Source organism: Rhodanobacter sp. UC4443_H10, assembly GCF_052978325.1.
This window is the reverse complement of record NZ_CM129668.1, coordinates 3,549,333-3,565,472: the sequence shown is the minus strand read 5'-3', so window position 1 is coordinate 3,565,472 and position 16,140 is coordinate 3,549,333. Positions and strand designations below refer to the sequence as shown.

Genomic DNA, 16,140 nt, shown 5'->3' with positions numbered 1-16,140 from the left:
AGCCGCCGATGCCGCGAACGCAGCCAGCGATGGACGCCTCGCCCGCCCGCCATGCCGCGGACGCGGCGGCGCTGGCGGAGCTGCGCCTGCACTGCCCCCGCTGCAGGACCTCGATCGACATGCTGGCTTGCCCGGCATGCGGCTTCGTCATCGCCGTCGAGAACGGCATCGCCCGTGCGCTGCCGCCGGAATCGGCCGCGCACCTGGCACGCTTCATCGCGGATTACGAGCGGATCAGGATGGCGGAGGGCCGTGGCAGCGAAAGCGAGGCGTTCTACCTCGCCCTGCCCTACCGCGACACCGGCGGAACGGATCGCGACCAATGGCGGATGCGCGCGCGCAGCTACGACTACATCGTGCGGCATCTGCTGGAAGGCAATCGCGTGCTCGATCTCGGCGCCGGCAACGGCTGGATGAGCTATCGCCTGGCCCTGGCCGGCTACCGGCCGGTGGCGGTCGACCTGCTTGCCCATGACCGCGACGGGCTGGGCGCGGCCCGGCACTACCGGGCGCGGCTGCCGGCGCTGTTCCCGCGCTTCCAGGCCGAGATGCGCCGCCTGCCGTTCGCCGACGCGCAGTTCGACACGGCCGTGTTCAACGCCTCGTTCCACTACGCCGAAGACGGCGAGGCCTGCCTGCGCGAAGCACTGCGCTGCGTGAAAGTCGGCGGCACGGTGATCATCGCCGACACGCCGTGGTACGCCCGCGATGAAAGCGGCCAGCGCATGCTCACCGAGCGTCGCGAGGTGTTCCTGCGCCGCCACGGCATCGCGGCGGATGCCATCGCCAGCCTGGGCTACCTCACCGACGAGCGGCTGCGCCGTCTGGCGGATGCGCAGTCGATCCGGTGGGAGGTGCATCGCCCGTGGTACGGCCCGCGCTGGGCAATGCGCCCGCTCATGGCGAAACTTCGCGGCCGCCGCGAGCCTTCACGGTTCCGCCTTTACCTCGCACGCAAGCCCGCGTGATCCGTGTCCACGGACGCGCCGGTACAGCACTTCGAACAGGCGCGCGGTGCAGTCGGCGTCCTCCGCCAGCGCCAGGCACTGCGCGGCCGCGGCCATGCGCTGCCGCCGTGGTTCGTCGGCAAGCAGCTGCCGGATGCCATCGGCCAGCGCGCCCGCGTCACCGACAGGCACGCTGCACGCCGCCGCGGGCGACCACTCCACGAAGTGTCCGACCGCCGTGCCCACCGCCGGCACGCCGGCCACCGCGGCCTCCAGCAACACCAGCGGGCCGGCTTCATGCTGCGACGACATCACCAGCAGGTCGGCCGCTTCCAGCCACGGACGCAATTCGCGTTGCGTCTTGAAGCCGAGAAAATCCACGCAGTGTTGCAGCCCGAGCTGGCGCGCCAGCCGCTGCGTCTCGCCACGCAAGGTATCCACGCCGACGATGGCCATGCGGAAAGCCGGGCCGTCCTCGCGCAGCTTGGCCAGGGCACGCAGCAGGGTCGGCTGATCCTTCACCCGGTTGAGGCTGGCCACATGGATCAGCCGCGCCGGGCCGACGCTGCGCGCACGCGGCGCGAGCGGCGGCCAGGCTCGCAGGTCGACGCCGAGCGGCACACGTTGCGCCTCGATGCCGAGCACCCGCAATGCGTCGATGATCGGCGCGCTGGCCGCGGTGACGACATCGGCGGCGCGCAGCACGCACGCCTCGCGCAGCCTGCCCTTCCACTTTCGGCGCCCGCCGTAGCCGATCGCGTGCAACGCAACCAGCTCGCCGCCGGCGACATGCACCAGGCTGGGCAGCCGCAGCCATTTCGCCGCGGCGACGGCAACCAGGCTGCACGAGCCTGAGAAGATCGCGTGGACCAGGCCGAACGGCGCGCGGCGATGCTCGGCGCGGACCGCCGCGATCGCGCGCAGGCGCGTCCAGCCGGTGCCGATGTTGTGCACGGTGGCGCCGGCGAGTTCCCAGCGACCGGCCACCGCTTCCTGTTGCAGCGCGAAGACATGCACCTCATGCGTGCACGCCAGTCGTTCGATCAGCGCCAGCAAGGCGGGGATCACGCGGAACTCGCCGCCGCGATCCACCCCGCCTGGCACCACCAGCGCGAGTTTCACGACGCGCCCCGGCGCCGGTCCTCGCGCACTTGCGCGTACGCCTCGGCCCATTGCCGGCCCACGGCGGCGAACGACAGCGCGGCGTCGAAATGCGCGCGCACCCGTGCCGGCGGCATCCGGCTCGACCCGACGTCGAGCAGGGCCGCGGCGAGCCCCGCCGCGTCGCCGCAAGGCCACAGCTTGCCGATGCGGCCGCCATCGGTCAGCGCGCGGAACGACGGGATGTCGGTGACCACCGGCACGACGCCGCAGGCCAGCGCCTCCAGCAGGGCGTAGCCGCTGCCTTCGGCATGGCTGCCCGAGACGAACACGTCGGCCGCCTGCATCAGCTGCTCGACCTGCGCATGCGTCACCTTGCCCAGCAGATGCACGCGGCCGGCGAGCCGCGGATCGCCAACGATGCGCTGGCGCACGTCCTCCAGCAGCGGCGCATGGCCGAACACGCACCACAGTTGCAGGCCGGGCAAGCGCATCGCCGCTCGCGCCACGCCATCGAGCACGGTCAGCGGGTCCTTGTTGCGGTTCAAGTGGCCGACCCACAGCACGCAGGGCTCGCCGTGAAGGCCGGTTTCGACGCGGGCCGCGGCGCGGTCGCCAGGCGTGAAGCGGCTGCTGGATTCCGGTATCGCGAACACCCGCATGCGCGGCCCGAACATGCCGGCGACGGCGAACGCCTGCGCCTGCTCGCGCGCGGTGAAGGCAACCCCCGTGGCGGCCGCATACCAGCGCCGCCAGCGCCGGCGGCGCCACCAGCGCGGGGCCCGGTCGGCGTGGTCCTGCAGGATGATCGGCAGCTGCGGCAGGCACTGCGCGATCGCGAAGGCGTCCTCGGCAAAACCCAGGCCGTGCCCGTGCAGCACGTCGGCCCGGATGTCGCCGAGCAGGCTGGCGAAGCGGCGGCCCCGGTTGGTCGCCGTTTCCAGTCCGCGGATGTCGACGAAGTGGTAGTCGATGCCGCCACGCGTGATCCGCTCCTCGCGCGCCGCCGCCTGGATCACCGACACGCGGGTGCCGGCGCTGGCGGCCGCCTCGGCGATGTCCGCCAGCGAGTGCCACCGTTCCAGCACCTCGGCCGGCGCGAGTCCCGCCGGCGCGGGCAGGAAATTGAGCTGCGCGACGTGCACGGCGCGCACCGCGCTAGAGGCCCGACACCTGCGGCATGCGCAGGCGCACCAGGCGGTTGGCCAGCTCCAGTTCCCACGGCCGATCGTACCTGCCGTAGCGATAGCGCCAGAGCGCCATCGCGCTCAGGCTGCGCTTGGCCCACGGCGGCGAGCGCAGGTCCTGCACGGTAGGAAAGCGGCAGCGCAACACGGTGACGAAATCCCGGATGCGCCGGCGCAGCCGGTCGTCGAGCCAGGGCGCGTCCGCGTGGCAGGTGTAGTCGACCCAGCGCGGCTGCGCCCATTCCTCCGCCGTCGTCGGGAACACCACCGGCGCGCCATGGAGGTCCAGCAGCGGCTTGCCCGGCCGCCTCGCGCGGTCCTGCTCGTGCCGGCTGTTCTCCGGCAGCGGCGTGTAGACGTAGATGACGATCTCGGACTGCGGATTGATCCGCTTCAATGCGCGGATGAACTCGAAGGTGTGCTCGGTCTCCTCCTCGGTGTTCTCCGGCGGTGCGACCATGAAGGACAACTCGGGGATCACGCCGTGCCGGCGGCACAACTCGACCACCGCCATGGTCTGGTCCGGCCGCGTGCCCTTGCGGATCTCCTTGAGCATCTGGCCGTTCGGTGATTCCGCACCGATGTACGCCATCCGCAAGCGGCTCTTGCGCACCAGCCTCCACGCCTCCTCCGACAGGTTGAGCAGCGCGTCGGCGCGGGCGAAGCACCACCAGGGCATCTCGAACCTGGCCATCACTTCGAGCAGCGGCAGCATGTCCCGCTCGCGGTCGAAAAAATTGTTGTCGAAGTACTGCACCGAATCCGCGCCCAGCTCATGCTTGAGATAGCCCAGGTCGCGCTCGAGCTGCTGCGGCGCCGGCAACACGGTGGTGCCGCCGAACATCGCGGCCACGCCGCAGAAGGTGCAGCGGAACCGGCAACCGATCGACGCCTGGTGCGCGACGGTGCGGCGGCCGAGGTAGGTGCGCGCCAGGTAGCGCCGCGGGTCGCCGAGCTTGTCGTAGGGCAGCACCATGCCGTGGTCGGCCAGGGTGAAACGGCGATTCGGGTTGTGCACGACCGCGCCGCCGCGCTTCCACGACAGCCCGCCGATGGTCGCCAGCTTCGCGTCGGCCTTGCCGTCCAGCGCGGCAATCAGCTCGGGCAGGGTTTCCTCGGCCTGCCCGCGCACCGCGTAGTCGACGTAGGGCGCAGCCAACGCGGCGTCGGGGTTGAGCGTGGGGAAATAGCCGCCCCAGATGATCGGCACCGCCGGGAAGCGTGCGCGGATCGCACCGGACACGGCGATTGCCGGCGCCAGTTGCGGGCCGCCCATGACGCTGACGCCGACCGCGTCGAAGGCGTTCTGTTCCATCGCGCGCAAGGTGTCGCTGACGAAATCGCGGTCGACATTGCCGTCGATGATCCGGCTGTCGTGGCCGCTGCGCTCCAGCGCCGCCGACAGGTGCAGCAGGGACAGCGGAAAGCGCGCGCTGCGCCGCGAGGTGATGGTCGGATTGATCAGCAAGGTGCGTGAGGCATGGGTCATGGCAGAAGCCTGCGAATTCGGGGAAGTCATGGCTCGCGCCGCAGCCGGAACACCAGCGCCACGGGAACCTCCAGCGCGGTGCGGTCGAAGCGCGCATCGGCGGGGATGCCGGCCGGGTCGAGCATCGGTTCCAGTACCTGTTCGATGCGCAGCCCGAGCGCGGCGCAGGCCGCGTGCCAGTGGCTGTACAGGTGCTGCGTGTGCTGCACGGCGTAGTGCCGGCCGTCCGACTTGAAATCGCGCAGCCAGCCCAGCGCATGCCCGATCGGATGCACGTCGCTGCACAACAGCGTGCCGCCGGGCCGGGTCACCCGGCGCAGCTCGGCGAGCGATCGCTGCAGATTGTCGAGATGGCCGACGACCAGGCCGCAGAGCGTCAGGTTGGCCCGCGCATCGGGTATCGGCAGGGCTTCGAGGCTGCCTTGCACCAGGTCGATGTCCGCGGCGGCCTGCCACCGGGCCAGCTCGGTGCCGGCGCGCGCGAGCATCGGCGCCGACAGATCCACGCCGATCACGCGCGCCGCGCCACGTCGCAGCGCGTGCAGCATGTAGCGTCCGCTGCCGCAGCCGACATCGAGCACGGCCGCTCCCTGCAGCAGGTCCGGCATCAGCGCGAGCATGGCGCGCTCCTCCGCCTGCATCACCGGGTTGTGGGCGCGGGCGGGATAACTGGATGCCCACAAGGCATACGCCTCGGCCGGCATCAACATCGGCAAACGCGGCAGCATGGCTAGCCGGCCTCCATGACGAGATCGCGCGCGTGGTGCGCGGCTACCAGTTCGAGGCCGGGTTCGAGCGCCACCAGCGCCGCTTCGGCCAGCGGCCTGGCCAGCAGTTTCGGTCTGCCGTCCAGCGTCACCGGTACGGCGTCCATGCCGGCGACGTCGAACCATTCGGCGAAATCCGGATCGGCGATGCGCGGCACGCCGTGGCGCACCACTGCCCGGATCTCGCTGCGCGAGATGCCGACCAGGCCACAGCGTTCGTCGCCGCCGCGATCCTCGACGATCACCAGGTCCGCCGGCGCGCCCGGCGCCAGGCTGCCGACCGCAGACAGCCGCAGGATGCGCGCGGCCTGGCTGGTGGCCAGGCCGAGCAGCTGGCTCGGGCTCAGCTCGCCGCGCGCGGCGATGCCGCGCATTTCATCGAGCAGGTCGCGGGCACCGCTGAGCCGCGAGTCGCTGCCCAGGGCAAGCCGGCCCGCCGCGCACAGGCGCCGCGGGTCCAGCGAGCGCCCGAGCAGGTTGCGATTGCTGGTCGGACACCAGACCACCGCCGCGCCGCGCTCAATCACCCGATCGATGTCCCGCTCGCTCAGGCCGACCCCGTGGACCAGCACGCTGTTCGCCGCCAGGCAGCCCATCGCGTCGAGCCGGGCCAGTTCCGCCTGCGCGATCGCGTCGGTGCCTTCGGCCAGGTGGATCAGCCAGGGCCGGTCGGCGGGCGTGGCGGCGAAACTCTGCCGGATCGGCGGGCCGTAATCGGGCCAGCCCAGCGCATAGCTCCAGCCGTAGTCGCGCAGCACCGCAACCGGGAAATCCGGCTCGTCGAGCGCCGCATGCCAGGGGTCGTGATGCGCCACGCAGGTGGTGCCGGCAAGCAGGTTCTTCAGCGCGCCGTGGCGCAGCCGCAAGGCCTTCGGCACCTGCAGCGCGGCGATCACCGCCGGCTCCCCGAAATGCGTCCGGAAGGCGGCGATCCACGCATAACTGTTGGGAAACGGCGCGCGGGCTTGCAGCGGCGGCACGGCGTTGACGTGCAGATGATCGTGCGCGTTGATCAGCCCGGGAAAGACCAGGTGGTCGCGCAGGTCGATCCGGTACGCCCGCGCGGCCAGCGAGGAACCGATCCGTCCGGCGCGGATCGGCAGCGGCACGCGCGAGCTGGCCTCCGCGGTGACCGAAACGGCCCGGCACAAGCTGACGTCCATCGCGGCCTGCAGGAAGTCCATGCGCTCAGCGCCGCCGCATCACGATCAGGAAATGGTCGCCCATGTCGCGCAGCAACGGCAGCGCGCCGAGGCGGTCGTCAAGCCGGCCCAGCCGTTCATACCAGCGGCGCCGACGACGGTAGCAATCCACCAGGTAGGGCGGCGGCATGAACAGGCTCAGCGCGCGATAGCCCGCCAGCGAAAAGTGCTCGGCGAAGGCGCGGTAGAACTCGCGCGGCAGGTAGTAGCAGGTCCAGATCGTGTGGTGGTTCATGCCCACCGCCGTCGCGCCGCGCGCGGCGCGCACGCCGGCCCGCCGAAAGCGGCCGCGCAACGCGTAGTGGCCCAGCTCCCACGGACAGATCCGGCCCATCACCGAGAAGACGAGGCTGCCGCCCGGGCGCAGCAGGCGCGCGCATTCGGCGGCGACGGCAGCGAGATCCGGCGCGCAGTTCAGCGGGCCGAAGTTGGAATAGATGCCGTCGAACTCGCCGTCGAGCCGATCGAGTTGCTGCACGCCGAGGTGGGCGACGGTGACGCGCGACTGCATGGCCGCACCCGCCGCGCGCGCCCGCGTGCGCTCGACCATCAGCGGCGACCAGTCGGTGGCGACGACGCGAAAGCCGCGCCGGGCGAACTCGAGTGCGTCGATGCCGGTGCCGCAGCCCAGGTCGAGCAGGCGGGCGCCGGGTTGCACCTCGCTGTGCACGACATCCCACAAGGTCGTGCGCATGCGCTGGATCAGTTCGTTGTTGCCGCGCGGCCCGTCGTAGTCGGCGGCCACGCTGTCGAACGCGCGCTGCGTGTCGAGCAGCTGCGCCTCGTCCAGCGGCGCGCGCCGCGGGGGACGGCGGACGCTGCCGGCGGGCGTGGCGCGGTGCCCGGATTCCTGCTTGTGCACTCCACGCATATCGAACGAACTCCGTCCCGCCATGACGCCGGTTTTCCTTCAGCACGACACCTTCGGGTGCAGCCAGGGTCGCCCGCGACACGTCACGGGCCTGACCGGTGAGTGCATGCAGATGCCGTTTTGGTTGAACGCACCGGCAAACGTTCAGGCGATCCGTCGTCGGCCGGCCTTCGCCACGGCCGCGCATGCGCCGAGGAACAGACCCAGCAGCAGGCCGATGCCCCAGGTCAGCTCGGGATTCGGAAACGCCTGCCTGTCGGGCACGTAGACCGGCCACACCATCGAGGTCTGGTAGGTGTAGGTCGGGCCGAGGCGTTCCATGAGATCCATCCTCACTTGCCGCAAGCCGCGGATCTCCTCGTTCTTGTTCGCCAGCAGCAGGCTGGCGAGCACCGGGCCCTGGGCGTCCTTGCTGCCCGGCACGGCCGCCTGCCGATAACGGTCCCGGTCGGCCTCGGCGGTCCGCAGTTCGACCTCGTTGCGGGCCAGGCGCTCACGCGCCGCCTTCAGCGGCACCTCTTCCAGGCGCTGGTGGATCGCACCCAACCGGGCCACCGTCGCCGTGGCCAGCTCGGCGGCCTGCTCGCGGGAATAGGCGCGCACCCGCAGGCGGATCAACGGGCCGGCATAGGGCAGCGGCTCCAGCTTCAGGCTGCTGCGATAGAGCTTTGCCACCGACGAATCGCGCGCGTAGCCGGCGCCTTGCAGGACCTCGTTCTCGAACGGCACCAGTTCCAGCCGTTCGATCACGCGCAGCAGTGGCTCCACCTTGGGGTCCTGGCCCGACAGCACTTGCCCGACCTGCCCGATCTGGATCCACGCAGTCGCCTCCCACTGGCGCTTCACCGTGTGCGCGAAGACATAGGTGCAGACCAGGACCAGGATCAGCACGCCCGCGAACCAGATCCATCCGCGGGTGAAGATCCGCCAGAGGTCGATCAGATAGATTTCGTCTTGTTCCATGGTTGGGCACTCACTGGGTGGAAGGGGGAGACGCGATTCGCGCGGTGCCCGACGCTGCCGCTCGCCGATTCGGCAGCCAGGCCGCGAACGCCTGCATGAGCAGGCACAGGCCGATGAAGCCGGCGTTCGTCCAGGTGTAGGCCTGCGGCGCGAACGGCGCCATCACGCAAACGTAGGACACGCGCAGGAAGATCAGCAGCGCGAACAGCGATACCGAGGCCCGCAGGCGCTGCACGCTCCAGCGCAGCATCGCGTAGAGCACGACGATGGCAGCCACCGCGCCGACCGGACCCCACGCCATCAGGAACGGAAAGAACTCCGTGCCCACGTTGATGGTCGGCGCGTCCAGCGGAATGCCGGTGCCGGCCGTCGCGACGGACCCGCTCAGCGGAACGACCTGATGGGTGAGGAAGCTGGTGTTGACGTAGCCCTTGGCCAGGATCGCGCTGAAGTTGTACGGCCCGGCGCTGGCGTAGAGCAGCAGCCACTTGACGCCTTCCGGCACCGCGCGATACATCGCGCTGAACGGCAGGGTGATGTAAGCCAGCGTCCCGGACCGCAACATGCCGAGTACCGAGAAGACACTGACGCCGGCAACGCCGAGCAGGCCGACGGCCCTCCACGGCAAGGGCCTGGCCTCGTCCCGGCGCAGCAGGATCACCAGCGCGAACGAGAACACCGTCGCGAACACCCGGTTGCGGTCGATCACCAGGATCGGAAACAGGAAACCGATGGCGACGAGCGTGGTGCGCAACCACCGGCTCCTGGCGCACAGCAGCCCGATCGGCGGCAGTACCCAGCAGATGTCCGACACGTGCCGGACATGTTCGCGCCCGTCCCCCATCGCGGCATAGGACGAGGGATTGTTGAACAGCGGTATCGGGAACAGCGCCAGGTCGAGCACGCAGAACAACGCGACGACGCCCGCGAAGGCCAGCGCGACGAACGCATCGCGGGTGCCGACGTAGCTGCGCGCGCGAAACCGCGCGGGCGACGGAATCCTGATCCCCGCCTGGACATCGAACAGCAGGATCGCCGCGGCGACCACCGCCAGCAGCAACAGGCCCGACAGGTAGTCGACGGGAAGATCGTAGGTCAGCAGGGTCAGCGCGCACGCCAGCAGCAGCGGCAGTGCGAGATACGCCGAGGGCAGACACGGCAACCGTTTCATGTCGCCTCCGCGCCGCGGTGCCTGGATGAAGGCCGCAGCCTCGACAGCAACCGCAACCAGGACCAGGCGAGCAGATGCCGCGCCAGCGACCACGGCTGACCCTGCAGGAACGCGATCTTGGCGCCGATGTAGTGCGCCTGCGCCCGCAGCAGGGTCCGGTACGGCTCGTCGAACAGGCACGCCCGGCGCAGCGCGACCTGGCGCGACTCGGCGAGGTTGCCGATCCGTGTGGCGGTGTGCCGCGTCCGGCTCAGGTTGGTGCCGTGGATGCGGTAGGCGCACACGCCGACGTCGATGAAGCCGAGCGCATCGCGGGCCGCCAGGCGCAGGAACATGTCCCAGTCCTCGATGCGCAGGCCCTCGCTCCAGCGGTCGACGGTGTCCAGCGCGCTCCGCCGCATCAGCGCCACCGGCCCGCCGATCGCCCAGTGGCTGATGATGGCGCGGCGGATGCCGTCGTCGGACCGGTACAGCGTCTTGCTGCCGCCGTGCAGCAGGCCCATGCCGCTGTCATGCAGCTTGTTGTCGTCCTGGTCGACGACGATCGAATCGCCGATCACTGCGCCCTTGTCCGGATGCGCCAGCAGGTAGCGCACCTGCGCATCGAGCCCGCCGGGCAGCAGGTAGTCATCGCTCGCGCCGGGGCGCAGGAACTCGCCGCTCGCGCGCGCCGCCAGCTCGTTCAGCGTCGCCGCGATGCCGCGGTTCTCCCGCCGCACGTACTCGATCGGGATATCCATGCAGTGCGTCGCGACCCAGTCGGCGATCCGCTCGGCGGTGCCATCGGTGGAGCCGTCGTCGATGACGATGAGCTCCTTGGCCGGATACGGGTCCTGCAGCACGCTGTCCAGGCAGCGCTGCACGAAACGCTCGTGGTTGAACGCCGGTATCAGCACGGATACCAGCGGCACGTCGTCGCTCATCATCGCAGCCCTCCCAGGTAACGCCGGGCCACCAGCAGGTTGAAGACCAGATACAGCACATAGTTCGCCGCGAACGCGTAGATCGCCCCGACCACGCCGAAGCGCGCCGCCAGCACCCAGACCAGCGCGAGATAGCTGGCCGCGAACACGCATTCGGAGATGACGAACAGTTTCGTCATCGCCTTGGCCAACATCAGGTAGGAAAGGACGAAGGAGGCGATCTTGATGACGTCGCCGACCAGCTGCGGGCCATACAGCGCGTTGGCGGCGGCGAAATCCGGCGTGAACAGCAGCCAGGTCACCCACTCGCGCAGCAGGTACACCATGGCCGCCAGCACCACCACCGCCGGCAGGACGTAGCGGCAGGCGGTGCGCAGCTCGGCCAGCAGCGCCTCGCGCCCATGCGTGGATGCCAGCTTGGGCAGGTAGTAGATATTGATCGCCGCGGTGAGAAACAGCAGATAGGCATCCGACACCTTGCCCACCGCCTGCCAGTAGCCGACTTGGCTCCAGCCGAACTGCAGCGCGAGGTGGTCCCGAATGGCGATGTTGACCAGCGGCGGCAGCAGCGCGGAAGTGAGAGTCATCACCGAGAACGTCGCCAGCCGCAAGGTCATTTCACGGTCGTAGCGCAGCCGCAGCATGCCGCGGCGGAAGTACGAGCTGCGCCACCACGCCGGCACGCCGACGACCAGCCACAGCACCTGGCTCAGCACCAGCGCCAGCAGCGCGCCGTACAGATGCAGCCAGCGCGCCAGCCAGACCATCATCACGATGCCGATCACCGATCCGCTCACCTGGATGAAGGCCAGCCGGCGCACGTCCATGAAGCCGTTGACCACCGCGAGAATGTAGTTGAGCAGCGCAATGCCGAGCTGCGCGACGGCGAGCACGCGGATCAGGCCGGCATAGCCCGCATCGTCCAGCAGCCACAGCGCGAGCTGCCGGCTCAGCAACAGGGCAAGACCGCCCATCAGGCAGGAGGCAAGGAACGCGTACCACAGCGCGGCGGACAGCAGGCGCGACAGCCGCTGCGGATCGTCGCGGTACTCGGCGACGTACTTGACGACGGCCGAGCTGATGCCGCCGCCGGCCAGCACCGCCAGCAGCGACATCAGGCTCATGAACTGGCCGAGCTTGCCCACGCCCTCGGGCCCGGCGAACCACGCCACCAGCTTGATCGCCACCAGCCCGGCAAGCAGCCGCGCGGCGGTGGCGATGCTCGTGTAGAAACCGGTGCGGGCGATGTTCATGCGCCACGCCCGAACGCGTTGCAGGCCTCGATCACCCGCTCCACGTCGCCATCGCGCAAGGTCGGCCCCAGCGGCAGGCTCAGCACCTCATCGCACAGTCGTTCGGTCCGCGGCAGGCGGCAATCCCGCAGCGCGGGATACGCCGGCTGCCGATGCGCCGGCACCGGATAGTGCACCTGGGTCTGGATACCGTGGACGTGCAGATGCCGCTGCAGCGCATCGCGCCGTGCGCAGCGCACCACGAACAGATGCCAGGCGTGCTGCTCCTCGCGGGCCACGTCCGGCAGCCGGATCTGCGGATGGCGGATGCCATCGCGATAGCGACGCGCCACCCGGCGACGCCATGCCAGGTCCGCATCGAGATACCTCAGCTTTACCCGCAGCAGCGCCGCCTGCATTTCGTCCAGGCGCGAGTTCACACCCTGGAACAGATGGTGGTATTTCACGTCGGAGCCGTAGTTGCGCAGCGCCGCGATGCGCTGCGCCAGCGCGTCGTCGTCGGTCACCACCGCGCCGCCGTCGCCCAGCGCGCCGAGATTCTTGGCCGGGAAGAAGCTGAAGGCGGCCGCGTCGCCGAACGCACCGGCTTTGCGCCCGTCACGTGCGGCGCCATGCGCCTGTGCCGCGTCCTCGATCAGCAGCAAGCCGTGCCGCCGGGCCAGCGCCCGCAGCGCCGGCATGTCGGCCAGCTGGCCATACAGATGCACCGCCATGATCGCGCGCGTGCGCGGCCCGATCGCCGCCGCCACGCAGGCCGGATCGAGGTTGAATGTCGCCGCGCCGGGTTCCACCGGCACCGGCACCAGGCGGTTCTCGCTGATCGCCAGGAAGCTGGCGATGAACGTGTTGCCCGGCACGATGACCTCGTCGCCCTCGGCGAGGACACCGAGCTCCCTGTAGCCGCGCAGGATCAGCGACAGCGCATCCAGCCCGTTGCCCGTGCCCACGGCATGGCGTGCACCGCACCAGGCGGCGAACTCCCGCTCGAAGGCCTTCAGTTCGTCGCCCAGCACATACCAGCCCGAATCGATGACGCGCGCCGCCGCAGCCTTCAACTCGTCGGCGTACCGCGCATTGACCTCACCGAGGTTCAGGAACGGGACGTCGCCCGAGGCAGCGCCTGCCGGTCCGTTCTTCATCACGACGGAGCCCATCACAGCGGCCACTCGTAGAAATCGTGCGCGATCCCGCGCGCGCCGAAGTATTCCTTCTGCGCGACCAACCCGCTGTTGAGCACCGTCCCGGCCTGCTCGGTGGATACCCCGAAGGAGAAATACTGCCGGCCCGCATACGTGCTGCCGATCAGCGCGGCGAGCAGGAAGCTGAGCGCATCGAGCTGCCGCCCCTCCTCGGAGGCGGCCAGGTACTGGGTATGCACCACGCGGCCGAAATCGTAGACGAGGGCACCGGCCAGCAGCACACCCTGCCTGTGCGCCTCGTGCAGCACGATCCGGCGCGGAAAGCGCGCCTGCAGCAGGCGCAGTTCCGCCAGGCTGTGGGTCGGCGTCACCTGATGCTTTCGCAGCACGTCCGACAGCAGCGCGTGGAACGATGTCGGATCGGTGTCCACGTGCAGCTCGATGCCTGCCCGCCCAGCCTTCCTGATCGCGCGGCGCCGCGGCTCGGTGAAGCGGAACGGCTCCTGCAGCGCGATGACGGACGACAGGTCGCGGCGCACCAGGCGCGCACCCATGCGCTGCAGGGCGTACAGATCCTCCTCCGCCGGATACGCGTGGAATACGTGCGGCACCGCCTTGTAGACGATGCGCTGCACGCCATGCGCGCGATACCAGCCGGCCATCTGCTCGAACACGGCGAGCGTCGATTCGGCGCGCAGGGCGTGGCTGCTGATCAGGCCGGCATAGGTGAGCCCGCCATGGCTGGTCACCACGTTGCCCAGCCTGCTCGCCGGAAACACCGCCGCGGCCTCTCCGCGGCGCTCGATCATCAGCGAGGCGTCGATGAAGCGGTCGGCGTGGTAATCCATGTAGCCGCGCCGATGCAGCAGATTGCCGTTGCGCGAGTGTTCGACCACGGCATCCCAGGCGCCGGCATCGGCAGCCGCGTAAGGCCTAACCGCGAGCATCGGCGCCACCGTCGAGGTGCGACGCGGGGGCTTCGGCCACGCCGAAGCCGTCCACGCCCATGTCGTTGCCGTTGTAGAACATCAGCAGCTTGTCGCGCTGGCGGACAAGCGCGGGGTAGCAGAGGGTTCGCGCATCCCAGCCGCTGGCGGAAAGTGTCAGGCCCAGCGACTCGTCGCGGCGCTCCCAGTGGACGCCATCGTCGCTGCACGCCATGCCGGGAAAGTATTCGCCGCCGAGATTGCCGCGGGTGAAGTACATGACGTACTTGCCGTCGAAGCGGTACACGCGCGGCCGCCCGATCCGGTACTCGCTGCCGCGCGGCAGCAGGCAGACCTGGTCCTCGCGCGGCATGACGCGCAGATCATCGGTCTGTGCACAGCGGATGTGGTAGCGCGGAAACGGCTGGCCGCCGATGATTTCCCAGTCGTCGCCCACGGCGTACCACAGCCGCCAGCGACCACCCTCGTGGAGCGCCGAATGCACCGCACCGATGGTGCTGCGACCGGGCGCGCGATCGAGGATCGGCGTTTCCTGCACGCGTCGAAAATGTTCGCCGCCGTCGGTCGACAGCGCCAGGCCGGTGAAGGCCAGGAACTTGGCCTTGGCCACATGCTGGAAGCCGACGTAGAACAGGTGCAGGCCGCCCGGTCCGTCGACCACGTCGCCGAGGATCATGCCGTTGTCGTCGAAGCAGCCGCCCCGGCCGATGTCGAGCACCGGCTCGGCGCTGACGCGCACGATCGTCGCCGGATCATCCGCCCGCACGTCGACATAGCCGATGCGGCTGACGCCGTCACCATCGCGAAAGCCCGCGTAGACGCGGATGCACTCCTCGTCGAGGCGATACGGCGTGGGCGTGAGCGCCGAGTGGCGCATCCAGCCGCCCACGCCATGCCGCGCGGTCTCGAACACCAGCCCCTTTTTGCTCCACTCGAACATGCGCATTCAGAGCTTCACGTCGAAGCTGGACTTGTCCGGCACGGCGCGCGCAGGCGAGCCGACGTAGATCCGGCCCGGCTCGGTATCGCGCGTCACCAGCGCGCCGGCGCCGATCACGTTGTCAGGTGCCACCTTGACGTGGTCGTTGAAGGTGGTGTTCACCCCGACGAAGCTGCTCTCGCCGATTTCGCAGTAACCGGAAATGACCGCGTGCGAGGCGATGAACACGTTGTCGCGCACCACCGTGCGATGCCCTACGTGGTTGCCGCTCCACAGGATGCAATTGCTGCCGACACGCACGAACGGCTGGATCACGTTGCCCTCGAAGATGAAGCTGTTCTCGCCCACCTCGGCATTGCGCCACACGAAGGCACGCGTGCTGACATAGGTGGCAAGCCGGTACCCGCGACGCTTCGCCTCCCGGTAAAGGCGCGTGCGCAAGCGGTTGAGCTGGCTGGACGGGACGGCGACGAACACGTCCACATCGGCCGGCGGGTAATCCGCTTCGAGTGTTTCGAAGGCGACCACCGGACGCCCCGCCAGCGTCGGCTGCACCAGGTAGTCGCGCTCGACACTGAAGGCCACCACGTCGTGGTCGCTGTCGTGTTCGAAGTACTCGCAGGCGATCTGCGCGAACTCGCCGGCGCCGACCAGGACTAGCGGCCTTGGCATGCTGTCATGTCCGCCAGTTGCATGGTGCCGCTGACCTCACGCATGAAGTCGGCGTAGTCGGTGATGTAATCGTCCGGATCGAACAGGTGATCGGCCAGCACCATCAGCACGCAGTCGTCGCTGAAATCGTAGAGCTCGCGCCACACCATGTTGCCGAGCAGCAGGCCCTGGGCAGGATCATCGAGCACGACCTCGACCGCGCCGCTGCCGTCATCCAGCAGGAAGGTCACCGAACCGCGCACCGCCACCGCCAGCTGGGTGAGGTGACGGTGCGCGTGCCGACCGCGGTGCACGCCGTCCTTCGTGGCGAAGATGTAGTACACGCGCCGGATCGCGAAAGGCACGTTGCCGCCCTGTTCCAGCGCGACGAGCATGCCGCGGTGGTCGCCATGCTTGAGCAAGGGGACGCGTTGGATTTCCATGGGTCGGATCCGGCTGCAAATCATGGGATGGCGACTTACATGGCTGAGTGCCGCCTGGCCGGCCGAAGGTTGCGTCGAAGCGCGCGAAGGGCCGGCACAACCTTTCGCGGCCCGTGCGGCACTTACCCGCATCTTGCGGCGACGCA

General features: G+C 69.5%; 16 protein-coding genes. 1 reads left to right on the top strand and 15 read right to left on the bottom strand.

The annotated features are described in order from the left end of the window. Positions 1 to 29: 29 nt before the first annotated feature. Complete coding sequence (locus ACVCMB_RS16090; RefSeq protein ID WP_447105686.1) at positions 30 to 968, top strand: methyltransferase domain-containing protein; 939 nt, start codon at positions 30 to 32, stop codon at positions 966 to 968. Here the strand turns inward: ACVCMB_RS16090 and ACVCMB_RS16085 are convergent. From ACVCMB_RS16085 to ACVCMB_RS16015, 15 genes are all read right to left on the bottom strand, one after another. Then, positions 930 to 2,069, bottom strand: coding sequence for a glycosyltransferase family 4 protein (locus tag ACVCMB_RS16085; RefSeq protein WP_447105685.1), 1,140 nt, complete (start codon positions 2,067 to 2,069; stop codon positions 930 to 932). The two genes, ACVCMB_RS16090 and ACVCMB_RS16085, sit on opposite strands and share 39 nt — an antisense overlap. Beyond that, positions 2,066 to 3,202: a glycosyltransferase family 4 protein gene (locus tag ACVCMB_RS16080; protein ID WP_447105684.1), complete on the bottom strand. Its 1,137-nt coding sequence runs from the start codon at positions 3,200 to 3,202 to the stop codon at positions 2,066 to 2,068. The genes ACVCMB_RS16085 and ACVCMB_RS16080 overlap by 4 nt, the downstream gene beginning before the upstream one ends. 4 nt (positions 3,203 to 3,206) lie before the next feature. Next, positions 3,207 to 4,724, bottom strand: a complete 1,518-nt coding sequence (locus ACVCMB_RS16075) for a B12-binding domain-containing radical SAM protein (RefSeq protein ID WP_447105683.1) — start codon at positions 4,722 to 4,724, stop codon at positions 3,207 to 3,209. Between the two features lie 26 nt (positions 4,725 to 4,750). Further along, positions 4,751 to 5,452: a class I SAM-dependent methyltransferase gene (locus ACVCMB_RS16070; RefSeq protein ID WP_447105682.1), complete on the bottom strand. Its 702-nt coding sequence runs from the start codon at positions 5,450 to 5,452 to the stop codon at positions 4,751 to 4,753. 2 nt (positions 5,453 to 5,454) lie between these two features. Then, positions 5,455 to 6,675, bottom strand: coding sequence for an amidohydrolase family protein (locus ACVCMB_RS16065; RefSeq protein ID WP_447105681.1), 1,221 nt, complete (start codon positions 6,673 to 6,675; stop codon positions 5,455 to 5,457). 4 nt (positions 6,676 to 6,679) lie between these two features. Beyond that, the gene (locus tag ACVCMB_RS16060; RefSeq protein WP_447105680.1) at positions 6,680 to 7,564 is read right to left on the bottom strand and encodes a class I SAM-dependent methyltransferase; all 885 of its coding nucleotides are present in this window, start codon (positions 7,562 to 7,564) and stop codon (positions 6,680 to 6,682) included. A 144-nt stretch (positions 7,565 to 7,708) separates the two neighbouring features. Continuing rightward, on the bottom strand, positions 7,709 to 8,527 hold the full coding sequence (locus tag ACVCMB_RS16055) for a Wzz/FepE/Etk N-terminal domain-containing protein (RefSeq protein WP_447100851.1): 819 nt from the start codon (positions 8,525 to 8,527) through the stop codon (positions 7,709 to 7,711). 10 nt (positions 8,528 to 8,537) lie between these two features. Further along, a complete protein-coding gene (locus tag ACVCMB_RS16050) occupies positions 8,538 to 9,698 on the bottom strand; it encodes a hypothetical protein (RefSeq protein WP_447105679.1) in 1,161 nt (386 codons plus the stop codon). After that, on the bottom strand, positions 9,695 to 10,624 hold the full coding sequence (locus tag ACVCMB_RS16045; RefSeq protein ID WP_447105678.1) for a glycosyltransferase: 930 nt from the start codon (positions 10,622 to 10,624) through the stop codon (positions 9,695 to 9,697). Before ACVCMB_RS16045 ends, ACVCMB_RS16050 begins: the two co-directional genes overlap by 4 nt. Then, positions 10,621 to 11,874 carry an O-antigen translocase gene (locus ACVCMB_RS16040; RefSeq protein WP_447105677.1) on the bottom strand — a complete coding sequence of 418 codons (1,254 nt, stop codon included), beginning with the start codon at positions 11,872 to 11,874 and terminating at the stop codon, positions 10,621 to 10,623. The genes ACVCMB_RS16045 and ACVCMB_RS16040 overlap by 4 nt, the downstream gene beginning before the upstream one ends. Next, positions 11,871 to 13,028, bottom strand: a complete 1,158-nt coding sequence (locus ACVCMB_RS16035) for a DegT/DnrJ/EryC1/StrS family aminotransferase (RefSeq protein WP_447105676.1) — start codon at positions 13,026 to 13,028, stop codon at positions 11,871 to 11,873. Before ACVCMB_RS16035 ends, ACVCMB_RS16040 begins: the two co-directional genes overlap by 4 nt. Further along, a complete protein-coding gene (locus tag ACVCMB_RS16030) occupies positions 13,028 to 13,960 on the bottom strand; it encodes a GNAT family N-acetyltransferase (protein WP_447105675.1) in 933 nt (310 codons plus the stop codon). The genes ACVCMB_RS16035 and ACVCMB_RS16030 overlap by 1 nt, the downstream gene beginning before the upstream one ends. Continuing rightward, positions 13,947 to 14,900, bottom strand: coding sequence for a hypothetical protein (locus ACVCMB_RS16025; RefSeq protein ID WP_447107189.1), 954 nt, complete (start codon positions 14,898 to 14,900; stop codon positions 13,947 to 13,949). Before ACVCMB_RS16025 ends, ACVCMB_RS16030 begins: the two co-directional genes overlap by 14 nt. A 6-nt stretch (positions 14,901 to 14,906) precedes the next feature. Continuing rightward, the gene (locus ACVCMB_RS16020; protein ID WP_395116697.1) at positions 14,907 to 15,572 is read right to left on the bottom strand and encodes an acetyltransferase; all 666 of its coding nucleotides are present in this window, start codon (positions 15,570 to 15,572) and stop codon (positions 14,907 to 14,909) included. After that, complete coding sequence (locus tag ACVCMB_RS16015; protein ID WP_395116695.1) at positions 15,557 to 15,994, bottom strand: sugar 3,4-ketoisomerase; 438 nt, start codon at positions 15,992 to 15,994, stop codon at positions 15,557 to 15,559. The genes ACVCMB_RS16020 and ACVCMB_RS16015 overlap by 16 nt, the downstream gene beginning before the upstream one ends. Positions 15,995 to 16,140 lie beyond the last annotated feature (146 nt).